The organism is Metabacillus sp. KUDC1714, from assembly GCF_014217835.1.
GTDB lineage: Bacteria > Bacillota > Bacilli > Bacillales > Bacillaceae > Metabacillus > Metabacillus rhizosphaerae.
In genome coordinates this window covers 2,832,803-2,851,234 of record NZ_CP055263.1, presented here as the reverse complement: position 1 = coordinate 2,851,234, position 18,432 = coordinate 2,832,803, and the positions used below count along the sequence as shown (strand labels likewise).

Sequence of the window (18,432 nt, the reverse complement as noted above, 5' to 3'; positions counted from 1 at the left end):
CCCGAAGATTTTGAATTTTCTACAAAGTTCGACAATTTTCCAGCAAGGGAAAAGAGAGTATATTGACAATCAACATACTCTCTTTCAACCAAGGTAGTCATTGTAACAGTTAGACATAGTTAATTAAAAACGTATTATTTTACAGATGTCCATTTAAAGCTATATTCTGGACCTACTAAATGGTAAGTGAATCCATCAACCTTCTCATTTACTAATACGTTTGAAGAACGTTGATAAAGTGGTGCAATCGCAGCGTCTTCTTCAAGTAAAATTTTCTCAGCTTGAGCAAGAGCATCATAACGCTCTACTGGTTGCTGAGCTAAAGTTGTTTGAGCATCTTTTACTAACTTATCGTATTTCTCATTAGAGTAATCCATCTTATTGTTTCCTCCGCCAGTTAACCATAAGTCAGAGAAAGTCATTGGATCTAAGTAGTCAGGACCCCAACCAGCTAATTGGATATCATAATCCTGAGAATTTTCACGGTCTAAACGTACGCTAAATGGTACACTTTCAACTTTAAGTTTTAGACCTGGAAGATTTGTTTCTAATTGGTTTTTAATGTATTCAGCTGTTTTCTTAGCACTTTCAGTATCATCACCTAAGTATCTAACTTCAACTGTATCTGTTCCAATCGCTGCTAAGCCTTTTTCCCAAGCCTTTTTCGCTTCATCTACATTATAAGGTAATAATTCATCACCATTAATTTCTCGGAAATCTTTCCCAGTTTCATCGTTTTTAGCGAATTCTTTAGGAACAGCATAGTTCGCAACAATTGAACCATTGTTTAATACACTGTTAACGTAATCTTCTTTGTTAATTGCTTGTGCAATTGCTTTACGAATATCTGGATTTTTCAATGCATCATTTTCTTTTTGGTTAAATTTAAGCCAGAAAATAGTTGGCTCTAACCAATTAACTAATCTTTCATCACCCTCATATTGAGGAACAATGTCAGAAGAAAGTTTTCCTGTAACGTCAGCTTCACCAGTTTCAAATGCATTTGCAGATGACTGTGAATCCTTCAATACATTCCATTGAACTGTTTCTAGCTTAACTGTTTCTGCATCCCAATAATCTTTATTTTTAGAGTAAGTCCATTCAGATGCTGTACTTCCACCCCAGTCAGATAAAACGAATGGTCCGTTATATACTAGGTTTTCCGCAGTTTTTGCGTAATTTTCACCTTGCTCTTCAACAAACTTTTGGTTTTGTGGATAGAACGTTGGGAACGCCATTAAAGATTTAAAGTAAGGAATTGGTCTTTCTAATGTAACTTCAAGTGTTTTTTCATCAATTGCCTTAACACCTAAAGTGTTAAGATCATATTCTTTTTTCGCTGCTCCAGCTGCAGAAATTTCAGCAGCACCTTTAATTTTCCCATCCATCATGTATGGACCATAAGGTGAAGCATTTTCAGGATTAATTGCTCGTTGCCAAGCATAAACAAAGTCGTTAGCGGTTACAGAATCGCCGTTAGACCATTTTGCATCTCTTAATTTAAATGTGTAGACTGTTCCGTCTTCACTAACTTCAGGATCACCATCAGCCATACCAGGTACTACTTCTTGGTTAGGATCAAGACGATATAATCCTTCCATTACATTGTTCATTGTAGTGAAACTAACTGTATCTTGGGCCATAACGCTATCCATTGATGGAATCGCTTGTGATTCTAATGCTTTAATTTCTTGTGTTGCTTCTTTACCTTCATCAGCACCAGTATCTGTCTCTTTCCCAGTATCCCCGCCACCGTTACATGCTGCTAAGAACATACTGAGTACTAGTGTTAAAGCTAAAAGTAGAAAATATTTCGACCTTTTCACTAATAGACCTCCCTTTTATTTATACAAGTTGTACTTACAACGTTATTATACAAGTATTCAAACAATTGTGCATTTATTTTTTTAATAAAATTTACACAAATGCAACAATATTAAGAATTCAAGAGAAAAAAATAGTTCTAAATACCCACTTAACTTTACATAACCTTTATCATTTTACTTACAAACGCTTTAACGCGTTGACTTGTAAAGGGTTACATAATCTAACAAATATTCTCCCTATCCAAATGCAATTTACTACACAATTCGACAACTATCTTGTGAATATTCATTCAAATTGCATTATCAGAATAACTTTATTTCTATTTTTAGCTCCACCACCTTTCATTTGATATAATGGTTATTAACGTATATTGGAAAGAGAGTGGTTTAAATTGCTCCAAAAAAGAACATTTACTCTATTTATTGTGTCTCTATGTACAACAATCTTACTTTCTTTTTTCATTTACCAAAAATTAACTTTACTATCATTCATTAATATTTCATTTATTATAGCTGGTTCTTTATTATTCTTATCACTTTTAACCATGACTGTTAAAGGTGGCTTCTTTGATGGAATTTCTTATGGATTTCGCAGAATGTTTATATCAAAGGGTCAAGAGCTATCAAAAAAGGAAATTAATGAAATGACCCCTGTCTCTGAGTTATTGAATTTCGATCATTCTCCGATTCTTTTTTGTGGTCTTCTCATGACAGCTATCATGCTAGTAGCTCTTTTTATTTACTATTTATAGCCCTTTTCTTGAAAAGATTTGCAAAAATTCACTCCATTTCTTATAATAAGAAAAAAATAGTTAAGCTATGACAAAGAATAGTACATACAAGATTCATTTAAAGAGAGCCTGTGGTTGCTGTGAACAGGTACTGAACAGTATGGAATGGACTTTTGAGCTTCTGTGCAGAAAATAGTACGTGCAGACGTAATCTTGCGTTAAAGATTGAAGTGATTTCTACTGTTTAGAAATAAGTAGGGTGGCACCGCGGTCCATCGTCCCTATCAATTGGGTACGAGTGGGCTTATTTTATTTGAAAAGCGGAAGCGCCTTGTTCAGCCCCTACAAGCACAAGACGATTATCACAGAAAGGTGTTCGTTACCTTTCAGTGATAATTGGCTTGTGACCTCGAGGGGCTAGGCGCTGTAGCTAGACACGAATACTAAGTACAAAACTCACTTGATTAAAACTTAATACTAATTAAATCAGGAGGATAAACATGAAAACAATTTTTTCAGGTATTCAACCGAGCGGATCAGTTACATTAGGGAATTATATTGGGGCATTGAAACAGTTTGTCGATTTACAAAATGAATATAATTGTTACTTCTGTATCGTTGATCAACATGCAATTACAGTTGCTCAAGATCGACTCAATTTAAGAAAAAACATTAAAAGTCTTGCCGCACTTTATTTAGCTGTTGGCTTAGATCCTGAAAAAGTGACACTTTTCATTCAATCAGAGGTTCCGGCTCACGCTCAGGCAGGATGGATGTTACAATGTGTCGCTTATATCGGTGAACTCGAAAGAATGACACAGTTTAAAGATAAATCTCAAGGTAAAGAAGCTGTTTCAGCCGGGCTTCTCACATACCCACCATTAATGGCTGCAGATATTCTGCTATATAATACTGATCTAGTACCTGTAGGTGAGGACCAGAAACAACATTTAGAATTAACGAGAGATCTAGCTGAACGATTTAACAAAAAATATAATGACATCTTTACAATCCCTGAAGTACGTATACCAAAAGTAGGTGCTCGAATAATGTCACTTGCAGAGCCTACCAAGAAAATGAGTAAATCAGATGCAAACCAAAAAGCATTTATCACATTATTAGATGAACCAAAGCAAATCGAAAAAAAGATCAAAAGTGCCGTAACCGACTCAGATGGAATTGTAAAATATGACAAAGAAAATAAACCCGGTGTTTCAAATCTCTTGTCTATATATTCCATCTTAAATAATGAGTCTATCGAGCAAATTGAAGCAAGGTATGAAGGTAAAGGCTATGGAGATTTTAAAAATGATGTTGCAGAAGTGGTTGTAAACACATTAACACCAATTCAAGAAAGATATAAACAACTAATGGAATCTGATGAATTGGACCGAATATTAGACCAAGGTGCTGAAAAAGCGAATGCTGTTGCAAATAAAATGGTGAGAAAAATGGAAAATGCTATGGGATTAGGTCGAAAAAGGAAATAATGACATAACAATATAACAGCCTAAAGAAATATCAGATCATTATAGTTCCTATCTCAACTTAAGATAGGAACTATTTTTTACAACTGCCCCCAAAACTTTATCATCATGATTTCTCTTTCATAAGTCCTTCAACTATATCCTACATTAAAAACGATGTGAGCTGAACGTTAATCAACATTCAGCTCACATCGTCTTTTTTATATGGTTTCTTAGCTTGTCCACACTAGTTAACCTTTGATTCATGCTCCATATCCCAGAGCTTTTCAAAGAAGGGTTGTCCCTTAATTAAGCGTTCACAAAGTTGAATATGCTTATGAGACCATCCATTCAATGTTTCTTCATATAGCTTTTGCCATACTTCATTAAATTCTCTTTCTTGAATGTCACCATACTTCGTTGGGTTCCATTCAGTGTACCAGTACTTTACCTCTGCTGCATTTTTCGTCCCTTGTAATTGATCAAGAGCCATAAATAAGAGCTGTTTTAATTGTCGTTCTTTTCTTGTTAAACCACGTACATACTCTGGTGCCAACGACAAAATATGATAGTCCTTTTCTTCTGATCCATTTTTAATGAATTCAGTCGAATATTCTTCAGGCTCAATATCCTTGACCATTTCAAATACAAGCTGCTCCTGACGTGGAATAATCCGACTTTTGCGAATTGGAATGGTATATCCAATTGTGTCTACTGCTAATATTCCAATTCCGTCTGTAACAATAAAGCAGTAATCTAGTTGAATTCTCTCATGGTTTTTTCTTATATAAGCCTTTTGAAAAATATCTTTTAATAGACCAGGTGGTAACTCCGATAAGTTATTTTCTATGTAGTCAAAAAGTAAGGAATTAACCTTTAAAAGGGGGACCTGATCAAGGAGTTCAACGCTATCATCCTTTCTCCATTCATGAAAATGACAGACGTTGTACCCGTTCTCTTCACCTTCAAACCAATTTACCCAAACATCATGAAGAAATAACATATTTTTACCCCTCACTTCAGTACCATTTGTCAAACAGTATAGGCAAAAAATAAATAATTTATTCCAATCAATGCAGATAATACATAGATTTATTTCACTTATTTTGTATTTTAACCTTGTCCTTAATTATCACTATGATGCATGTCATGAAGATATGATTAATAAAAAGAGATTAACGTTTTGAATGAGTTAAAAATACTTCAGCAGGTGTACCTAATAGCTCTTTTGCATTTTCACCTGAATGTTTCATATAGTTTTTAACAAGATAATAGCCTACTGCATAGCCAAGCATAGTAGGGTATAAGCCTGTTCCAAACATAAGTTGTGTAAATTTGTGATTTTCTCTAGTTACATCTCGTTGTGGATTTATAATCCTTTCAAGAAATCGTTCACACTGATTATCTGAATAGAGATTTGTCCATGAAGATACATTGCGTTCCCCCATCTTTTCACGAACTGCATTTTCTGCTAGCCCCTCTAGAATCATCGTATCGATTATCGTGAACTTTGTTTCTTGCTTTTTTAAGGCTGCAAGACGACAAACATGATGATATTCATGAATGAATAATGACCTAATATCAATTTTTAATGTCTCCGATGATAAAAACAAAAACAACTTATCCTTAAAGGCTAAGCCCGATCTTCCTTTATATTCTGTTTCGATTTTCCGATTATTCTGATCACAAGGAAAAATGAAAATTGGAATATTCGGCCCATTCCATTCCATTTTCAGCTTTCTTTCTTCTCCTCTTACGAATGAAAAAACTTTTTCTTTTTCCTGGAAATCTATCCACTTATCATGTTGCTGTTTTCCTTTATACATCCCAAATGAATGTAAGTATTTTGCGATCTCACTTTCATTACTATCCGTAAAATAAGTGCTTAATTTTTTACAGATATCTATTTGATTTGGACTTTCCTTTAACCACTCAATTGTATTGATAACACTCATCGTAACACCCCTTCCTTTGTTATCGTATGTGAACTTTAGAAGGAGTGTTCTTTTTTATAGGCTCATCCTTTTAATATACGAAAAAGGACCTAACAAAGGTCAGGTCCCGGATTTTTCTTATGCATCATATTTTTTAAAGATAATCGTTGCGTTATGTCCACCAAAGCCTAATGAGTTACTTAAAGCTGCATTCACTTCTTGTTTTCTAGCCTCATTAGGAACATAATCTAGATCACATTCTGGATCAGGTGTTTGATAATTTATAGTTGGAGGAATAATTCCTTCTTTTATTGCTAAAATGCTAAAAATTGCTTCAACTCCACCGGCTGCACCTAATAGATGACCTGTCATCGATTTTGTTGAGCTAATCGCCAGTTTGTTGGCATGATCTCCAAATACTTCTTTTATTGCTAATGTTTCAAATTTATCATTGTAAGGAGTACTTGTTCCATGTGCATTGATATAATCAATATCTGTAAGGTTAAGTCCACTACCCTCAACAGCTTGCTTCATCGCTCTTGCACCACCCTCACCATTTGGGGCTGGAGCAGTGATATGATGAGCATCACCTGTTGCACCATATCCAACAATTTCAGCATAAATTTTTGCACCACGTGCTAGAGCATGATCTAATTCTTCGAGTACAATAATCCCAGCACCCTCTCCCATTACAAAACCATCACGATCCTGATCAAATGGTCTGCTAGCTGAGTTTGGATCAGGATTTGTCGATAATGCTTTATTTGCAGAAAACCCTGCAAAGGACATTTCTGTCAGCGGGGCTTCTGCTCCACCTGACACCATTACATCGGCTTCGCCTCTTTCAATGACACGAAAAGCATCGCCAATTGAATTCGTTCCTGTTGCACATGCTGTAACAGTACATGAATTAAAACCTTTTGCACCTAATGCTATTGAGACCTGTCCAGTAGCCATATCAGGGATTAGCATTGGTACGAAAAACGGACTTACGCGTCGTGGTCCTTTTTCCAATAAAATTTTATACTGTTGTTCAAATGTCTCCATTCCACCAATACCAGAGCCAATCCAGACTCCAACACGAGGAGCATTTTCGTCCGTAATTTCTAACTCAGCATCCTTCACTGCCATTAATGAAGCAGCTACAGCATACTGTGTGAAACGATCCATTTTTCTAGCATCTTTTTTATCCATAAACTGCTCAACATCAAAATCTTTTAGTTCTGCTGCAACTTTAGCTGGATAATCATCTGGGTTTACACGTGTAATTGGTCCGACCCCTGATACACCGTTTATTGCATTTTCCCAAGTTGTTCGAACATCGTTACCTATTGGTGTTAATGCTCCTAAACCTGTTACAACAACTCGTTTCTTTTCCATAAAAATTGCACCTCACCTTTATAGATAGTTCTTTTAATATGTAAAGATAGACGAAGCAGTTCTCGTCATTCTTCATTTTCTTTTACCATAGCTGTCCTTCATTCCAAAATGAAATCAAAACAATTGTTTATTAGTATAAACATAAGTGAATCTTATTAATAAGTTATTTCTAATTAGCGACCCCAACGAATTGCTATCGCACCCCACGTTAATCCTCCGCCAAAACCAACCATAACAATTACATCGCCATCTTTGATTTTGCCTGCTTCTACTTCTTCTACTAACGAGATTGGGATTGAAGCAGCAGAAGTGTTTCCATATTTATGAACCGTTTTAGACATTTTTTCAACCGGAAGGTCTAATCGCTCCCTTGCTGCTTCCATAATACGAATGTTTGCTTGGTGTGGGATTAAGAAATCAACATCTTCTTTACTTAACCCAGCCTTTTCAAGAACATTTACACTTGATTCACCCATTTGTCTAACAGCAAACTTAAAGACTTCTCTACCATTCATGATGATGTACTCATCTTGATATAGGTGTTTACCACCTGTACCATCTGCTCCAAGTTCAAAGGATAAAATCCCTTTCCCATCGCTAACAGGGCCGATGATTGCTGCTCCTGCACCATCACCAAATAATACAGCAGTGTTACGATCGTTCCAATCTGTAATTTTTGATAGTTTTTCAACACCTACTACTAAAACATGCTTATATGCACCTGTTTCAATAAACTGCTTAGCAGTAATCATTCCGTACATGAATCCGGCACAAGCAGCACTAATATCCATTGCCGCTGCTTTTTTCGCTCCTAATTTTTCTTGAAGCATACAAGCAACAGATGGAAATGGTTGGTCTGGTGTGACTGTTGCAACTAGAATTAAATCCAAGTCCTCAGCAGCAATTCCTGCATCCTCAAGAGCTTTCTCAGCAGCTAAAATGCCCATTTGTGATGTATCCATTGAATCATCTGCAATACGACGTTCTTCTATTCCTGTTCTCGTACGAATCCATTCATCAGATGTATCCATTACTTTTTCTAAATCTGCGTTTGTAACAATCTTTTCAGGTGTGTATCGACCGATACCAATAATTCCTGCATTCATATTTGCAACCCCTTTAAAAAAGTTAGGTATTTTATTCAAAAATTATCTTGTAGTAAACCTACTACTTAAAGTTTATATCAATTATTATGACTTGGTACTAATTTTATCTTATCCAGTTTTTTTTTTCAATATTAATGTTTTAGTATAACCGACTAGAACGAGAATCTTATGTGAACATAAACTAATAGTAATAAAATGTCCATGGGGGTGACATCGTGGAGAATAAAGGACAGTTTGAGAAAAAGGAAGAACATGTAAATAACGAAAAAGATGTAAACTCACCACATATTGACCGTTTTAGTGAGTTTATGTTTGGAGCTAAAGCTTCATCAAGAGAAAAGAAAGAAAACAACCATCAACAAGGGGATTCCGTCCATGATGAAAATAAAACAGCTGAAGTGAATTATTTTACACTTATGGAACAAATCGATGATATTATGAGTTCACTTGAAAATTTAAAACCAATGTTAAAGCAATTCTCTCCAATTATGGACTATATTAAGAAGAAAATATAAAAGCTGCCAAATGGCAGCTGCTTTTTATTGCGCGTCTTTCTTCCCTAATTCATAAGCCTCTCCCATAACCTTTGTGAAAAGCTCCATCATTGGTTGAATAGTTTCCATCGATAATTCAATACCTGAACTTTCTAGCTTTTGTTTAGCCTCTGGTAAATACTTCATTGCAATTTGCATAAATTCCATTGTTTTAGGATGTTGTTCCAATTTATTCACTCCATTTGTTTTTATAATTTCTCTCTCTTAATTTGGTTGTTGATTTACGCTTTGGCGTTCGCTTTCCGCGGGCGGTCCGGGAGCCTCCTCGGTGCTTGCTTTGCACCTGCATGAGTCTCCTTTTGACCCGCACGCAATCCGCAGGAGGCTCACGTATCTGCTCCAATCAACAAAGTGCCAAAATTTTAACAGTGAGTTTTTAACACAGCCTTAATTTATATAAAAGGAAAGAGGACGGAAGCCTCTTTACCATGTTAATAAGAAAGGGTAGTTGTTATCGGTTTGCAATAATAGATATACCCTGTTTATAATTGATTTGGCAGTAGTCCAGTTTTTTTATATTCTTCGATTTGGTCTTTAAGCGATGCTTGAAATTCTTTGTCTACAAGAGGACTAAACTTCCCTAGAGAAATCACGCCGTCCTGAAAATCAAAAAATAATTCTCCACTTTCAAGCTCACCTTTATTAAAGGAATTTGCTACAACCTCATATAAGACATCAACATGTTGAACGGTACTTGTTAACACCGTACCTTTTCCTAAATCAGATTGGTCGGATACAAAACCAATTGCGTACAAGCCTTCCTCTTTTAGTCTTTCAATGACTGAAACATTATATCCATCTCCAGCTACATACACGATGTCAACACCATTTTTGATCATTTCATTAAGAAGTGGAATAGCAATCGATGTATCATTCCAGTCTTGCACATATTGAATTTCTACATGGACATTTTCATTTTGATAATAGGCTCCTTCAAAAAAGCCATCTACCTCAGGTTGCCACTCAAAGGCCGCTAAAACACCAACTTTATCAGACTTTGACATTTCCCCTGCAACCATACCACCAAAAAACCCCATTGCATTTGACTTAAAATTTAAGCTCGTAACATTTTTTCCGTCAGCTTTCCCATTAAATAGCACGAAATGGATGTCAGGATATTCACTACTGATCGTATTAAAAAAGTTAGCATATTCACTTCCATGACCGAAGACAAGATTCACATCATTTTGCTTAAATTCATCAATTGCAGCACGAATTTTGCTCTCATTATTCACTCCTTCTTTATAAAATACATCAACCTTTAGCTCAGATTGAATTTTAAGAAGGCCCATATAGCCCTTCGTTCCCCAAACTTGATCATCAATGGTTTCAGGTACAAGCAGACCTACCTTTTGAAGTTTCCCTTGTGCTGTAGGTTGTCCACAACCGAAAAGCGAAAAAAGTAAAATAAGGACAAGACCGAGCTTTTTGTACATGGGCAACCCTCCTTTTCATTATGTACCTATTATACTTATCCTTTTTATTTTAGCCTTTCCTTATTTAATTGTACAAGTAATAACTGCTTTACGTCTTAAGAATCTCACTATACTTTTCAATAAATTCCTTCTGTGCTTTTAACCCTTTTTCAATACTTGTAGGTTTTTTGATCAAGTACTTTTCGGATCTACAATCATTAAAACATTCCGGATTCACCTTTAATTTTATTAAAAAGGCTGACTTTAGGTTTTGCTTTAAATCATTATGTATAGAATAAGTTTTACCTTGTTGAAAATTCGACAACAAGTCAAAAATAGCATTAACTGCATCTTGAATAAATAGGATAGGCTCGTCTATAATCAGAATTTCATTTTCTTTATTATCTTTGACTAAAAATTGGTGGATTTTTTCTGTTGGAGGTTGAAATGGACCAAACAATATTGGAAGGTGAACCAACATTCTTTTTTCTTTATTTTCGGAAAGATATTGTTCACAAAAAGATACATGCTTATTTCGCAAGTCTTTGTCTACCCTTTTCATTGTTGATATAAAGACATGTGGAACATGTAATTCATTTGAAACTTCTACCGATTGATGCAAAAGTTTACGATCTTGGTCTATCAAAGTGGTTTCTTCACTATCATCACAACAATGTATGATCATATCTACCGTGTTCTCATAATCAGATCTTTCATAGGTTTCTGTTGTTTGAAACAATGCATTTCTCCCAACCATCATCAATCGTTCATCTATTAACCGCTTTTTAATTAAGTCACTCGATTCTAAAAGTACACCTTTCACCTCAATACCTTCATTAACGATCCGTTCACATAGTGCAAAACCAATAAATGTGTGTGCTCCAAAGACAATTACTCTTTTTAACATGCTTTTCCTCCTCATAGACAGATATTCTATCGTATGCATGTCGGTTTGAATTTAGTATTTAGTGAAATAATACAGGATTGAACACGCTGCAATCAACCACACCGCACTACTTGTAAATAGCAACAAAGTTTGGCGAGTCAGCAAAAAAAACACCAAAAATTGAAGGAAACTCCCCTTGCCTTTTTGGTGTTTTTATCTGTACGAAATACCGTTTCATGTTACAAAACCTTCTCATTCTCTTTATAGAATTTAATAATAGTTTGGTTCGTTCGGTAAGGGTTATCTCCAAGATGATAAATGAGATGAATTGGACTGCCCATACTTTTTCTTATCTCTTCATATTTTTTACTATGATCTTGCGGTGGGTATGTGTTAAAATTCATTCTTTGCCAAATCCGAACAGGCTTTTGAGAGGTTATATTATGCATTGAAGGTAAATTTAATGATGATTTTATCATTTTTCCATCAATACCATAGGCTATCGATATTTCCTTTATTAAACGCTTATAAAAGAATTTATGCTCTTTTTCTTTTTCTAGATGGGCTTGGAGGTCAAGGCAAGGATTCATCATTGCCACAGAGCGGATCTTATCAGGTATGGTCTCCATTAATTGTAATGCTGTTAATCCACCCATTCCTTCCGATAACAAATGAACCCGTTCATTTAAAATTTCTTTTTTCATTATCATGTGATAAAGCTGCTTTGCCATTGTTACTGCTCGAGGACTCCCCCAGTTACTACCATATAAATTTGAATGAAACAGTGTGTATCCTTGATTCATTAATTCAGCTATAAGTTGATTTCGTCCATAATGCTGATGCCAAAAGCTTGAGGATTCATCGACAAAATCTGATCGATCTCCTAATATTAAAATTCCAAACCCATTCGGTTTTGTCGGTAAATGGACGACATTCCATTCCGTTTCAAGCTGAAAAAAGCGCTCCGTAATCATCACTTGCCCACCACCTTTCTCTTTTTAGACTTTTAAATAAGGAAAAGAGGTTGTGAAAATATCATATTCCTTTCCCGTTTATATAATGTATGTATACTATGTTAAAAAGAATGGGACTCTATCACAGATCTCGAAAATATAGACCTTTGTCATGTATGGAAAGTTTATGAACAATTCAAAAAGATACTTTTAAAAATGAATTAATATGTGATAATATATAGTGAGATATTGTCTGGAAATAGAGGTGAATGCAGTGCGTTTCTTTTGGACATTTTTTTGGGGCTTTTTATTAATCCACATGGCATCATATGTTGTTAATTCTATGACTGGTGGTCATTACGACTTTATGGCTGCAACTATTTTATCTGTCGTTGCAATCGTTGTCATCTTTATTATCGCTGAAGTTATCCCTAACGAACCAGTAGCGAAGCATGATCATCATTAATAAGTGATTTTCGACTAAAATTCAAAAAACCCTACTTAAAAGTAGGGTTTTTTGAATTTTTTTTGTATTTAGGTAGGTTTATGGTTTTCTTTTATATGTCCATTGGCGATTATCGTTAGCTGTTTCAGGGAAACGATCTCCTGCCTTTAATCTAATTTGACCAGGATTTTTTACATTATCGCCAGTTTCACCTATTTCTACATAAATTCCATTGTTAGGTGCTTTTTGACCTGATCTAAAACGATGCTGTTGGCCCATCCGTATCCCCCCTCTCTTACTTGCTTAGTATCTCCAGACAGGCTATTTTCATGAGTTCATACATAGTTATTTACACAGTCACTTTTTTTGTATTTAATGGTAATTAGAAAAGCGCAAGCGGCTTGATCAGACCCGACAGGCATAGGATGCAAATGAATAGAAGACGTTCTTTGTCTTCAATTCATTTGTGGCTGTAGACCCAAGAGGGGCTAGGCGCTGGAGCTAGACACCAAAACTTACTAAGCAAAGTTAGTACAAAAAAACCTGACACTATTTTGTGCCAGGTCGTAAATTATTATGCAAGTAGTTCCTTCAGCAAAGCTTTTTGAACATGTAGACGATTTTCTGCTTGTTCAAATACTGCTGAGTGTTCTCCATCTATAATCGATGCTGTTACTTCCTCTTCACGGTGTGCTGGTAAGCAATGAAGGAAATGGTAATCTTCCTTCGCATGCTTGACTAACTGATCATTTACTTGGAAGTCTTTAAAAGCAACTAAACGTTTTTGTTGTTCACTTTCTTGCCCCATGCTAGCCCAAACATCTGTATAAATAATATCAGCATCTTTAACCGCTTCAATTGGGTCATGCGTAATCGTAATAGTTGCTCCAGTTTCTGCCGCTAGTTTTTGTGCTTCTTCTACAACAGATTGGTTTGGTTCATAGCCCTTAGGACAACCTAATGAAAAGTCCATTCCAACCTTTGCAGCAGCGATCATTAGTGAATGTGCTACATTGTTCCCATCACCTAAATAAGCTGTTTTTACGCCAACGAACTTTTCTTTTAAGCGATAAATTGTTTTTAAATCAGCAAGTGCTTGGCATGGGTGGAATAGATCGGTTAATCCGTTGATAACAGGAATACTTGCATGCTTAGCAAGTTCTTCTATTTTATCATGACCAAAGGTACGAATCATAATCCCATCAACATATCCAGACAATACCTTTGCTGTGTCAGATACAGGCTCACCTCTACCTAATTGGAGATCCTGACTACTCAAGAATAGTGCATGGCCTCCTAATTGAAGCATACCTGTTTCAAAGGAAACACGAGTTCTAGTTGACGATTTTTCAAAAATCATTGCTAATGTTTTGCCCTTTAATACGGGCTGAAGTGGGTTCTCCTCTAATTTAAATGCTTCGTCAATTAGGTTCAGAATTTCTTCCTTACTATAATCAAGGAGTGTTAAAAAGTCTCTTTTTTCTACTGTTTTTTTCTCTTTTAATTTTACATTACTCATTGCTTAACCACTTCCTTCTTTGTAAGCTGTTGTATTGATAGTACAGTATCGTCACTAGTTGCGATCGCTTGTAAACATGCGTAGTAAGTCGCAAGGTTTGTAAATAGAATCATCCCTTTTTCCAATGCTAATTGACGATCTAATTTCGCCTCATCACTGTCAATTAGTGAAACAAAGATTCCTTTATTTCCTTCAATCCAAGAAGAATACCCACTGGTGTTTACTTGAAGACCCGCTTGCTTTGTTGCTTCAATCGCTTCATCATTCTCTATATCAAAATAAACACTTGTTATATCTTGTAAGTCTTTATAAAAAATCTTACGATACACACTTTGAAGATTTTGTCCTACACACATACCTTCACCTGTTGCCTTCATCTCCGGCCCTAGTGTAATATCGACATCATGTAGAGCATGGCTAGAAAATACAGGGTATTTAACTGCAACCCAGTCGCTTATTTCAGCTGGCTTTATCGTAAGTTCACTTAATGCTTTTCCACATAATAAATAAGTGGCGTGCTTAATAATTGGAATACCCGTTACTTTACTTATAATCGGCGCTGTTCTGCTTGCACGTGGATTTACTTCAAGTATATAGATTTGATTTCCGTTTACTAAAAATTGAATATTCATTATCCCACGGTAATTAAGCTTTTTCACTAATGCATTCGCATATTCTGCTATTACCTGTTTATTGTTGTCAGTTAAGCTTTGAGATGGGAGAATCGCTAGACTATCCCCTGAGTGAACACCTGCTGGCTCTACATGTTCAATATGGGTTGGAATAAAAGCTTCCTTACCATCTGAAATGAGATCAATCTCCCCTTCAAGACCTTGAACGAATTGATCAATAAGTACAGGATATATCATATTTACACTTTCAGATAGTAATTGAGTTAATGTTTCTTCATTATGAACAACTACCATTCCTTTTCCACCAATTACATATGAAGGACGTAAAAGAACTGGATAACTTATTTCATTTGCGCCTTTTACTGCTTCATCTGCATTGTTTGCTGTTAACCCAACAGCATGTGGAATTGAAAGCTCATCTAATAATTGATAAAACTTATCGCGATCTTCTAACCAATCAAGAGTGTCAGTATCCGTTCCTAACAATGTCACACCGGCTGCTTCTAATTGTTCAGCGAGATTAATCGCTGTTTGACCACCGTACTGAACGATGACAGAATCAATTTTTTCTGACTCGACAATATTTAGGACATGCTCAAGAGTAATTGGTTCAAAATAAAGACGATCCGCTGTTTCAAAATCAGTACTAACTGTTTCTGGATTATTGTTAATCATGATTGCTTCATAGCCTAATTGCTTCAAGGCTTTAATTCCATGAACAGCACTATAATCAAATTCAATTCCTTGGCCGATACGAATTGGTCCAGAACCTATAATTAATATCTTTTTCTTATTTGATAATGTAGGCTGTTCATTTTCACCGAAATATGTTGAATAAAAATAATTTGTGCGTGCTTCAAACTCTGCTGCACATGTATCAACATATTTATAAGCAGCCTTTACCCCTACTTCCAGTCGAAGTTTTCTTACATCTGCCTCAGGTGCATGAAGTAACGATGCGATTGTCCTGTCTGAGAAACCCTTCTCCTTTACACTAGCAAGTAATTCACCATTTAGAGTTGAAATTGTTTGTTGTTTCAATTGTTGCTCAAGAGAAACAATCTGTTTAAAGCTTGAGAGAAAATACAGATCCATTTCTGTCAGTTGATGTATTTCTTCAATCGGCATTCCTCTTCTAATTAGCTCCATTACAGCAAAGAAACGACGGTCATCTGTTTTATTCATTAACTCGACAATTGCATTTGTTGATAATTCCGCGAGCTCTGGCAAATGCGTTCCGATATTGTCTAGTTCAAGTGAATCACAAGCCTTTTGGATGGCTGCTTCAAGATTCCGTTCAATTGCCATGACTTCACCAGTTGCCTTCATTTTCGTCCCTAGCTTGCGATCTGCTTTATTGAATTTATCAAATGGCCATCTTGGAAACTTTACAACTACATAATCAAGTGCTGGTTCAAAGCTGGCATACGTACTCATTGTTAATGGATTTTTTAATTCCTCTAATGTATAACCAACTGCAAGCTTTGCTGCGATTTTTGCAATTGGATAGCCTGTTGCCTTTGATGCTAGAGCAGATGATCTGCTAACCCGTGGATTTACTTCAATGACATAATATTGCTTGCTTTTTGGATCTAATGCTAATTGTATGTTACAACCACCGACAACCCCAAGCGCAGAAACGATCTTTACTGCAGCACTTCTAAGCATATGGTAATCCTGATCTGTCAGAGTTTGCGATGGAGCTACAACAATTGAGTCACCAGTATGAACTCCAACTGGATCAATGTTTTCCATATTACATACAGAAATACATGTACCATTTTGATCACGAATCATCTCATATTCAACTTCTTTAAAGCCTGCAATACTTTTTTCTATTAAACATTGGGTAATCGGACTAGCTTGTAATCCGCTTTTTACTAGCTTTTTAAATTCTTCCTCATCATTTGCAATTCCTCCACCTTTACCACCTAGTGTATAAGCAGGACGAATGATAATTGGGAAGCCAATTTTATTCGAAAATACAAAGGCTTCTTCTAGAGTTGTTACAATTGAGCTTTCAGGAATTGGTTCATTTAAATCGTACATTAATTGACGAAACTCGTTGCGATCTTCCCCTTTTCGGATCGATTCAATTGATGTACCAAGTAACTGAACACCATATTTTTCTAAAACTCCTGCTTCATGAAGTTCCATAGCTAGATTTAGTCCTGTTTGACCACCTAATGAAGCGAGTAGTCCATCAGGTCTTTCTTTTGCTATAATTTTTGTTACACTTTCTATCGTTAACGGTTCAAAGTACAGGACGTCTGAAAATTCTTCATCTGTCATAATTGTTGCTGGATTGTTGTTCACTAACACAACGGTGTAGCCCTCTTCCTTTAAGGCTAAACATCCTTGTGTTCCAGCATAATCAAATTCTGCTGCCTGACCAATTATGATAGGGCCAGAACCGATGACAACTATTTTTTTAATTGATTGGTTTTTAGACATAAAGAATATCTCCTTTTGTAGCAGCGACTAAATCTAAAAATTCATCAAAAATCCATTCACTATCTGAAGGTCCTGGATGTGCCTCTGGATGAAATTGTGCTGTTATAATTGGTAATGTTGAATGTGCTAGACCTTCTATTGAGTCATCATTAATATGATAAAACCGAGTTTTCAAATCCGTTGCTTTTAAACTATCCCCGATTACAACATAACTATGGTTTTGCGAAGTCATAAATACTTTATCTGTTTTCAAATCATAAACAGGCTGATTTGCCCCTCTATGCCCAAACAAAAGTTTTTTCGTTTTTGCACCAAAGGATAAGGCGATCAACTGATGTCCTAGGCAAATACCTAGTGTTGGATAGGTGGAAACAATTTCTTTTATTTGGGAAAAGTAGCTTGATAACTGCTCAGGATCCCCTGGACCATTTGATAGTAGAACACCATCGGGTTTTAACTCTGCAACTTTATCCATCATCTTCAATGGAACAGTTGTAACTTTGCATCCACGATTAACTAAAGCTGTTAAAATTGATTTCTTATAGCCAAAATCGATTAAAGCAATATGCTTCTCACCCTCGCCATAAGATTCCAGCTTAGATGAGGTAACTTCAAAAACTCCATCCTCATAAATTGCACATGGCTTAGCTTCCTGATTAAGAGTTGGTGAAATGGTTGCCGCCATAGAGCCATGGCTACGAATTTTTTTTACAACTGCACGTGTATCAATATGATGTATAATCGGAATGTTCCATTTTTGCAAATATTCCTTAAAGCTATATTGTGCTTCATAATGTGAATAGGCGGATGTACATTCATAGATCACCACTGCTTTTACTTGTGGCTGCTTACTCTCGTCATCTGTAATATTGATACCGTAATTCCCAATAAGAGGATACGTAAAAACCACAATTTGATTCTTATATGAAGGATCTGTTAACACTTCCTGGTACCCTGTCATTCCTGTAAAAAATACAATTTCTCCGTTGATGTCTTGTGTTGATCCATGTTCAAGTTCTCCTGTATATACCGAACCATCCTCTAAATGGAGATATCCTTTCATCTGTTCGCACCTCGTTTGCTAAAGTGATACTTCTAAAAGTAGGTCTATATTTCCTACTAACAACCCTT

17 protein-coding genes and 1 other annotated feature are annotated in these 18,432 nt (G+C 35.8%); of the genes, 4 read left to right on the top strand and 13 right to left on the bottom strand.

Annotated elements, in window-relative coordinates; translation table 11 throughout:
• Nucleotides 1-134: 134 nt before the first annotated feature.
• Nucleotides 135-1,826 carry a peptide ABC transporter substrate-binding protein gene (locus tag HUW50_RS13595; protein WP_066336344.1) on the bottom strand — a complete coding sequence of 564 codons (1,692 nt, stop codon included), beginning with the start codon at nt 1,824-1,826 and terminating at the stop codon, nt 135-137.
• 392 nt (nt 1,827-2,218) lie between these two features.
• Between HUW50_RS13595 and HUW50_RS13590 the strand changes: the two genes are divergently transcribed.
• Together HUW50_RS13590 and trpS are read left to right on the top strand one after the other, a co-directional pair.
• Nucleotides 2,219-2,578 carry a DUF3899 domain-containing protein gene (locus HUW50_RS13590; RefSeq protein ID WP_066336346.1) on the top strand — a complete coding sequence of 120 codons (360 nt, stop codon included), beginning with the start codon at nt 2,219-2,221 and terminating at the stop codon, nt 2,576-2,578.
• Between the two features lie 58 nt (nt 2,579-2,636).
• Nucleotides 2,637-2,843 (top strand) — a binding site (T-box leader).
• Nucleotides 2,844-3,057: 214 nt separating this feature from the next.
• Complete coding sequence (gene trpS, locus HUW50_RS13585) at nt 3,058-4,047, top strand: tryptophan--tRNA ligase (protein WP_066336349.1); 990 nt, start codon at nt 3,058-3,060, stop codon at nt 4,045-4,047.
• 223 nt (nt 4,048-4,270) lie between these two features.
• Here the strand turns inward: trpS and HUW50_RS13580 are convergent, their stop codons facing one another.
• The 4 genes from HUW50_RS13580 to HUW50_RS13565 all read right to left on the bottom strand — a co-directional run bounded on the left by HUW50_RS13580 (nt 4,271) and on the right by HUW50_RS13565 (nt 8,443).
• Nucleotides 4,271-5,026, bottom strand: coding sequence for a YjbA family protein (locus HUW50_RS13580; RefSeq protein ID WP_066336351.1), 756 nt, complete (start codon nt 5,024-5,026; stop codon nt 4,271-4,273).
• 172 nt (nt 5,027-5,198) lie between these two features.
• Nucleotides 5,199-5,978, bottom strand: coding sequence for a DUF2268 domain-containing putative Zn-dependent protease (locus HUW50_RS13575; RefSeq protein WP_066336354.1), 780 nt, complete (start codon nt 5,976-5,978; stop codon nt 5,199-5,201).
• Nucleotides 5,979-6,095: 117 nt separating this feature from the next.
• Nucleotides 6,096-7,337, bottom strand: coding sequence for a beta-ketoacyl-ACP synthase II (gene fabF, locus HUW50_RS13570; protein WP_066336357.1), 1,242 nt, complete (start codon nt 7,335-7,337; stop codon nt 6,096-6,098).
• Between the two features lie 173 nt (nt 7,338-7,510).
• Nucleotides 7,511-8,443 carry a beta-ketoacyl-ACP synthase III gene (locus HUW50_RS13565; protein ID WP_066336359.1) on the bottom strand — a complete coding sequence of 311 codons (933 nt, stop codon included), beginning with the start codon at nt 8,441-8,443 and terminating at the stop codon, nt 7,511-7,513.
• A gap of 215 nt (nt 8,444-8,658) precedes the next feature.
• Between HUW50_RS13565 and HUW50_RS13560 the strand changes: the two genes are divergently transcribed.
• The gene (locus HUW50_RS13560) at nt 8,659-8,958 is read left to right on the top strand and encodes a hypothetical protein (RefSeq protein ID WP_083964713.1); all 300 of its coding nucleotides are present in this window, start codon (nt 8,659-8,661) and stop codon (nt 8,956-8,958) included.
• A 24-nt stretch (nt 8,959-8,982) separates the two neighbouring features.
• Here the strand turns inward: HUW50_RS13560 and HUW50_RS13555 are convergent, their stop codons facing one another.
• From HUW50_RS13555 to HUW50_RS13540, 4 genes are all read right to left on the bottom strand, one after another.
• Nucleotides 8,983-9,144, bottom strand: coding sequence for a ComZ family protein (locus HUW50_RS13555; protein ID WP_066337317.1), 162 nt, complete (start codon nt 9,142-9,144; stop codon nt 8,983-8,985).
• Nucleotides 9,145-9,479: 335 nt separating this feature from the next.
• The gene (locus HUW50_RS13550; protein ID WP_066336362.1) at nt 9,480-10,433 is read right to left on the bottom strand and encodes a BMP family ABC transporter substrate-binding protein; all 954 of its coding nucleotides are present in this window, start codon (nt 10,431-10,433) and stop codon (nt 9,480-9,482) included.
• A gap of 88 nt (nt 10,434-10,521) precedes the next feature.
• The gene (locus HUW50_RS13545) at nt 10,522-11,319 is read right to left on the bottom strand and encodes a Rossmann-fold NAD(P)-binding domain-containing protein (RefSeq protein ID WP_066336365.1); all 798 of its coding nucleotides are present in this window, start codon (nt 11,317-11,319) and stop codon (nt 10,522-10,524) included.
• Between the two features lie 218 nt (nt 11,320-11,537).
• Nucleotides 11,538-12,275 (bottom strand): alpha/beta fold hydrolase, encoded by a 738-nt coding sequence (locus tag HUW50_RS13540; RefSeq protein ID WP_066336368.1) that lies wholly within the window; start codon nt 12,273-12,275, stop codon nt 11,538-11,540.
• 250 nt (nt 12,276-12,525) lie between these two features.
• Between HUW50_RS13540 and HUW50_RS13535 the strand changes: the two genes are divergently transcribed.
• Nucleotides 12,526-12,717 carry a YjzD family protein gene (locus HUW50_RS13535; RefSeq protein ID WP_066336371.1) on the top strand — a complete coding sequence of 64 codons (192 nt, stop codon included), beginning with the start codon at nt 12,526-12,528 and terminating at the stop codon, nt 12,715-12,717.
• A gap of 78 nt (nt 12,718-12,795) precedes the next feature.
• Here HUW50_RS13535 and HUW50_RS13530 read toward each other — a convergent pair whose 3' ends face one another.
• The 4 genes from HUW50_RS13530 to HUW50_RS13515 all read right to left on the bottom strand — a co-directional run bounded on the left by HUW50_RS13530 (nt 12,796) and on the right by HUW50_RS13515 (nt 18,364).
• Complete coding sequence (locus tag HUW50_RS13530) at nt 12,796-12,975, bottom strand: YjzC family protein (RefSeq protein ID WP_066336374.1); 180 nt, start codon at nt 12,973-12,975, stop codon at nt 12,796-12,798.
• A 295-nt stretch (nt 12,976-13,270) separates the two neighbouring features.
• Complete coding sequence (argF, locus tag HUW50_RS13525) at nt 13,271-14,215, bottom strand: ornithine carbamoyltransferase (RefSeq protein ID WP_066336377.1); 945 nt, start codon at nt 14,213-14,215, stop codon at nt 13,271-13,273.
• Nucleotides 14,212-17,301, bottom strand: coding sequence for a carbamoyl-phosphate synthase (glutamine-hydrolyzing) large subunit (locus HUW50_RS13520; RefSeq protein ID WP_066336381.1), 3,090 nt, complete (start codon nt 17,299-17,301; stop codon nt 14,212-14,214). Before HUW50_RS13520 ends, argF begins: the two co-directional genes overlap by 4 nt.
• Nucleotides 17,294-18,364 (bottom strand): carbamoyl phosphate synthase small subunit, encoded by a 1,071-nt coding sequence (locus HUW50_RS13515; protein ID WP_185654011.1) that lies wholly within the window; start codon nt 18,362-18,364, stop codon nt 17,294-17,296. The genes HUW50_RS13520 and HUW50_RS13515 overlap by 8 nt, the downstream gene beginning before the upstream one ends.
• Nucleotides 18,365-18,432: the final 68 nt, after the last annotated feature.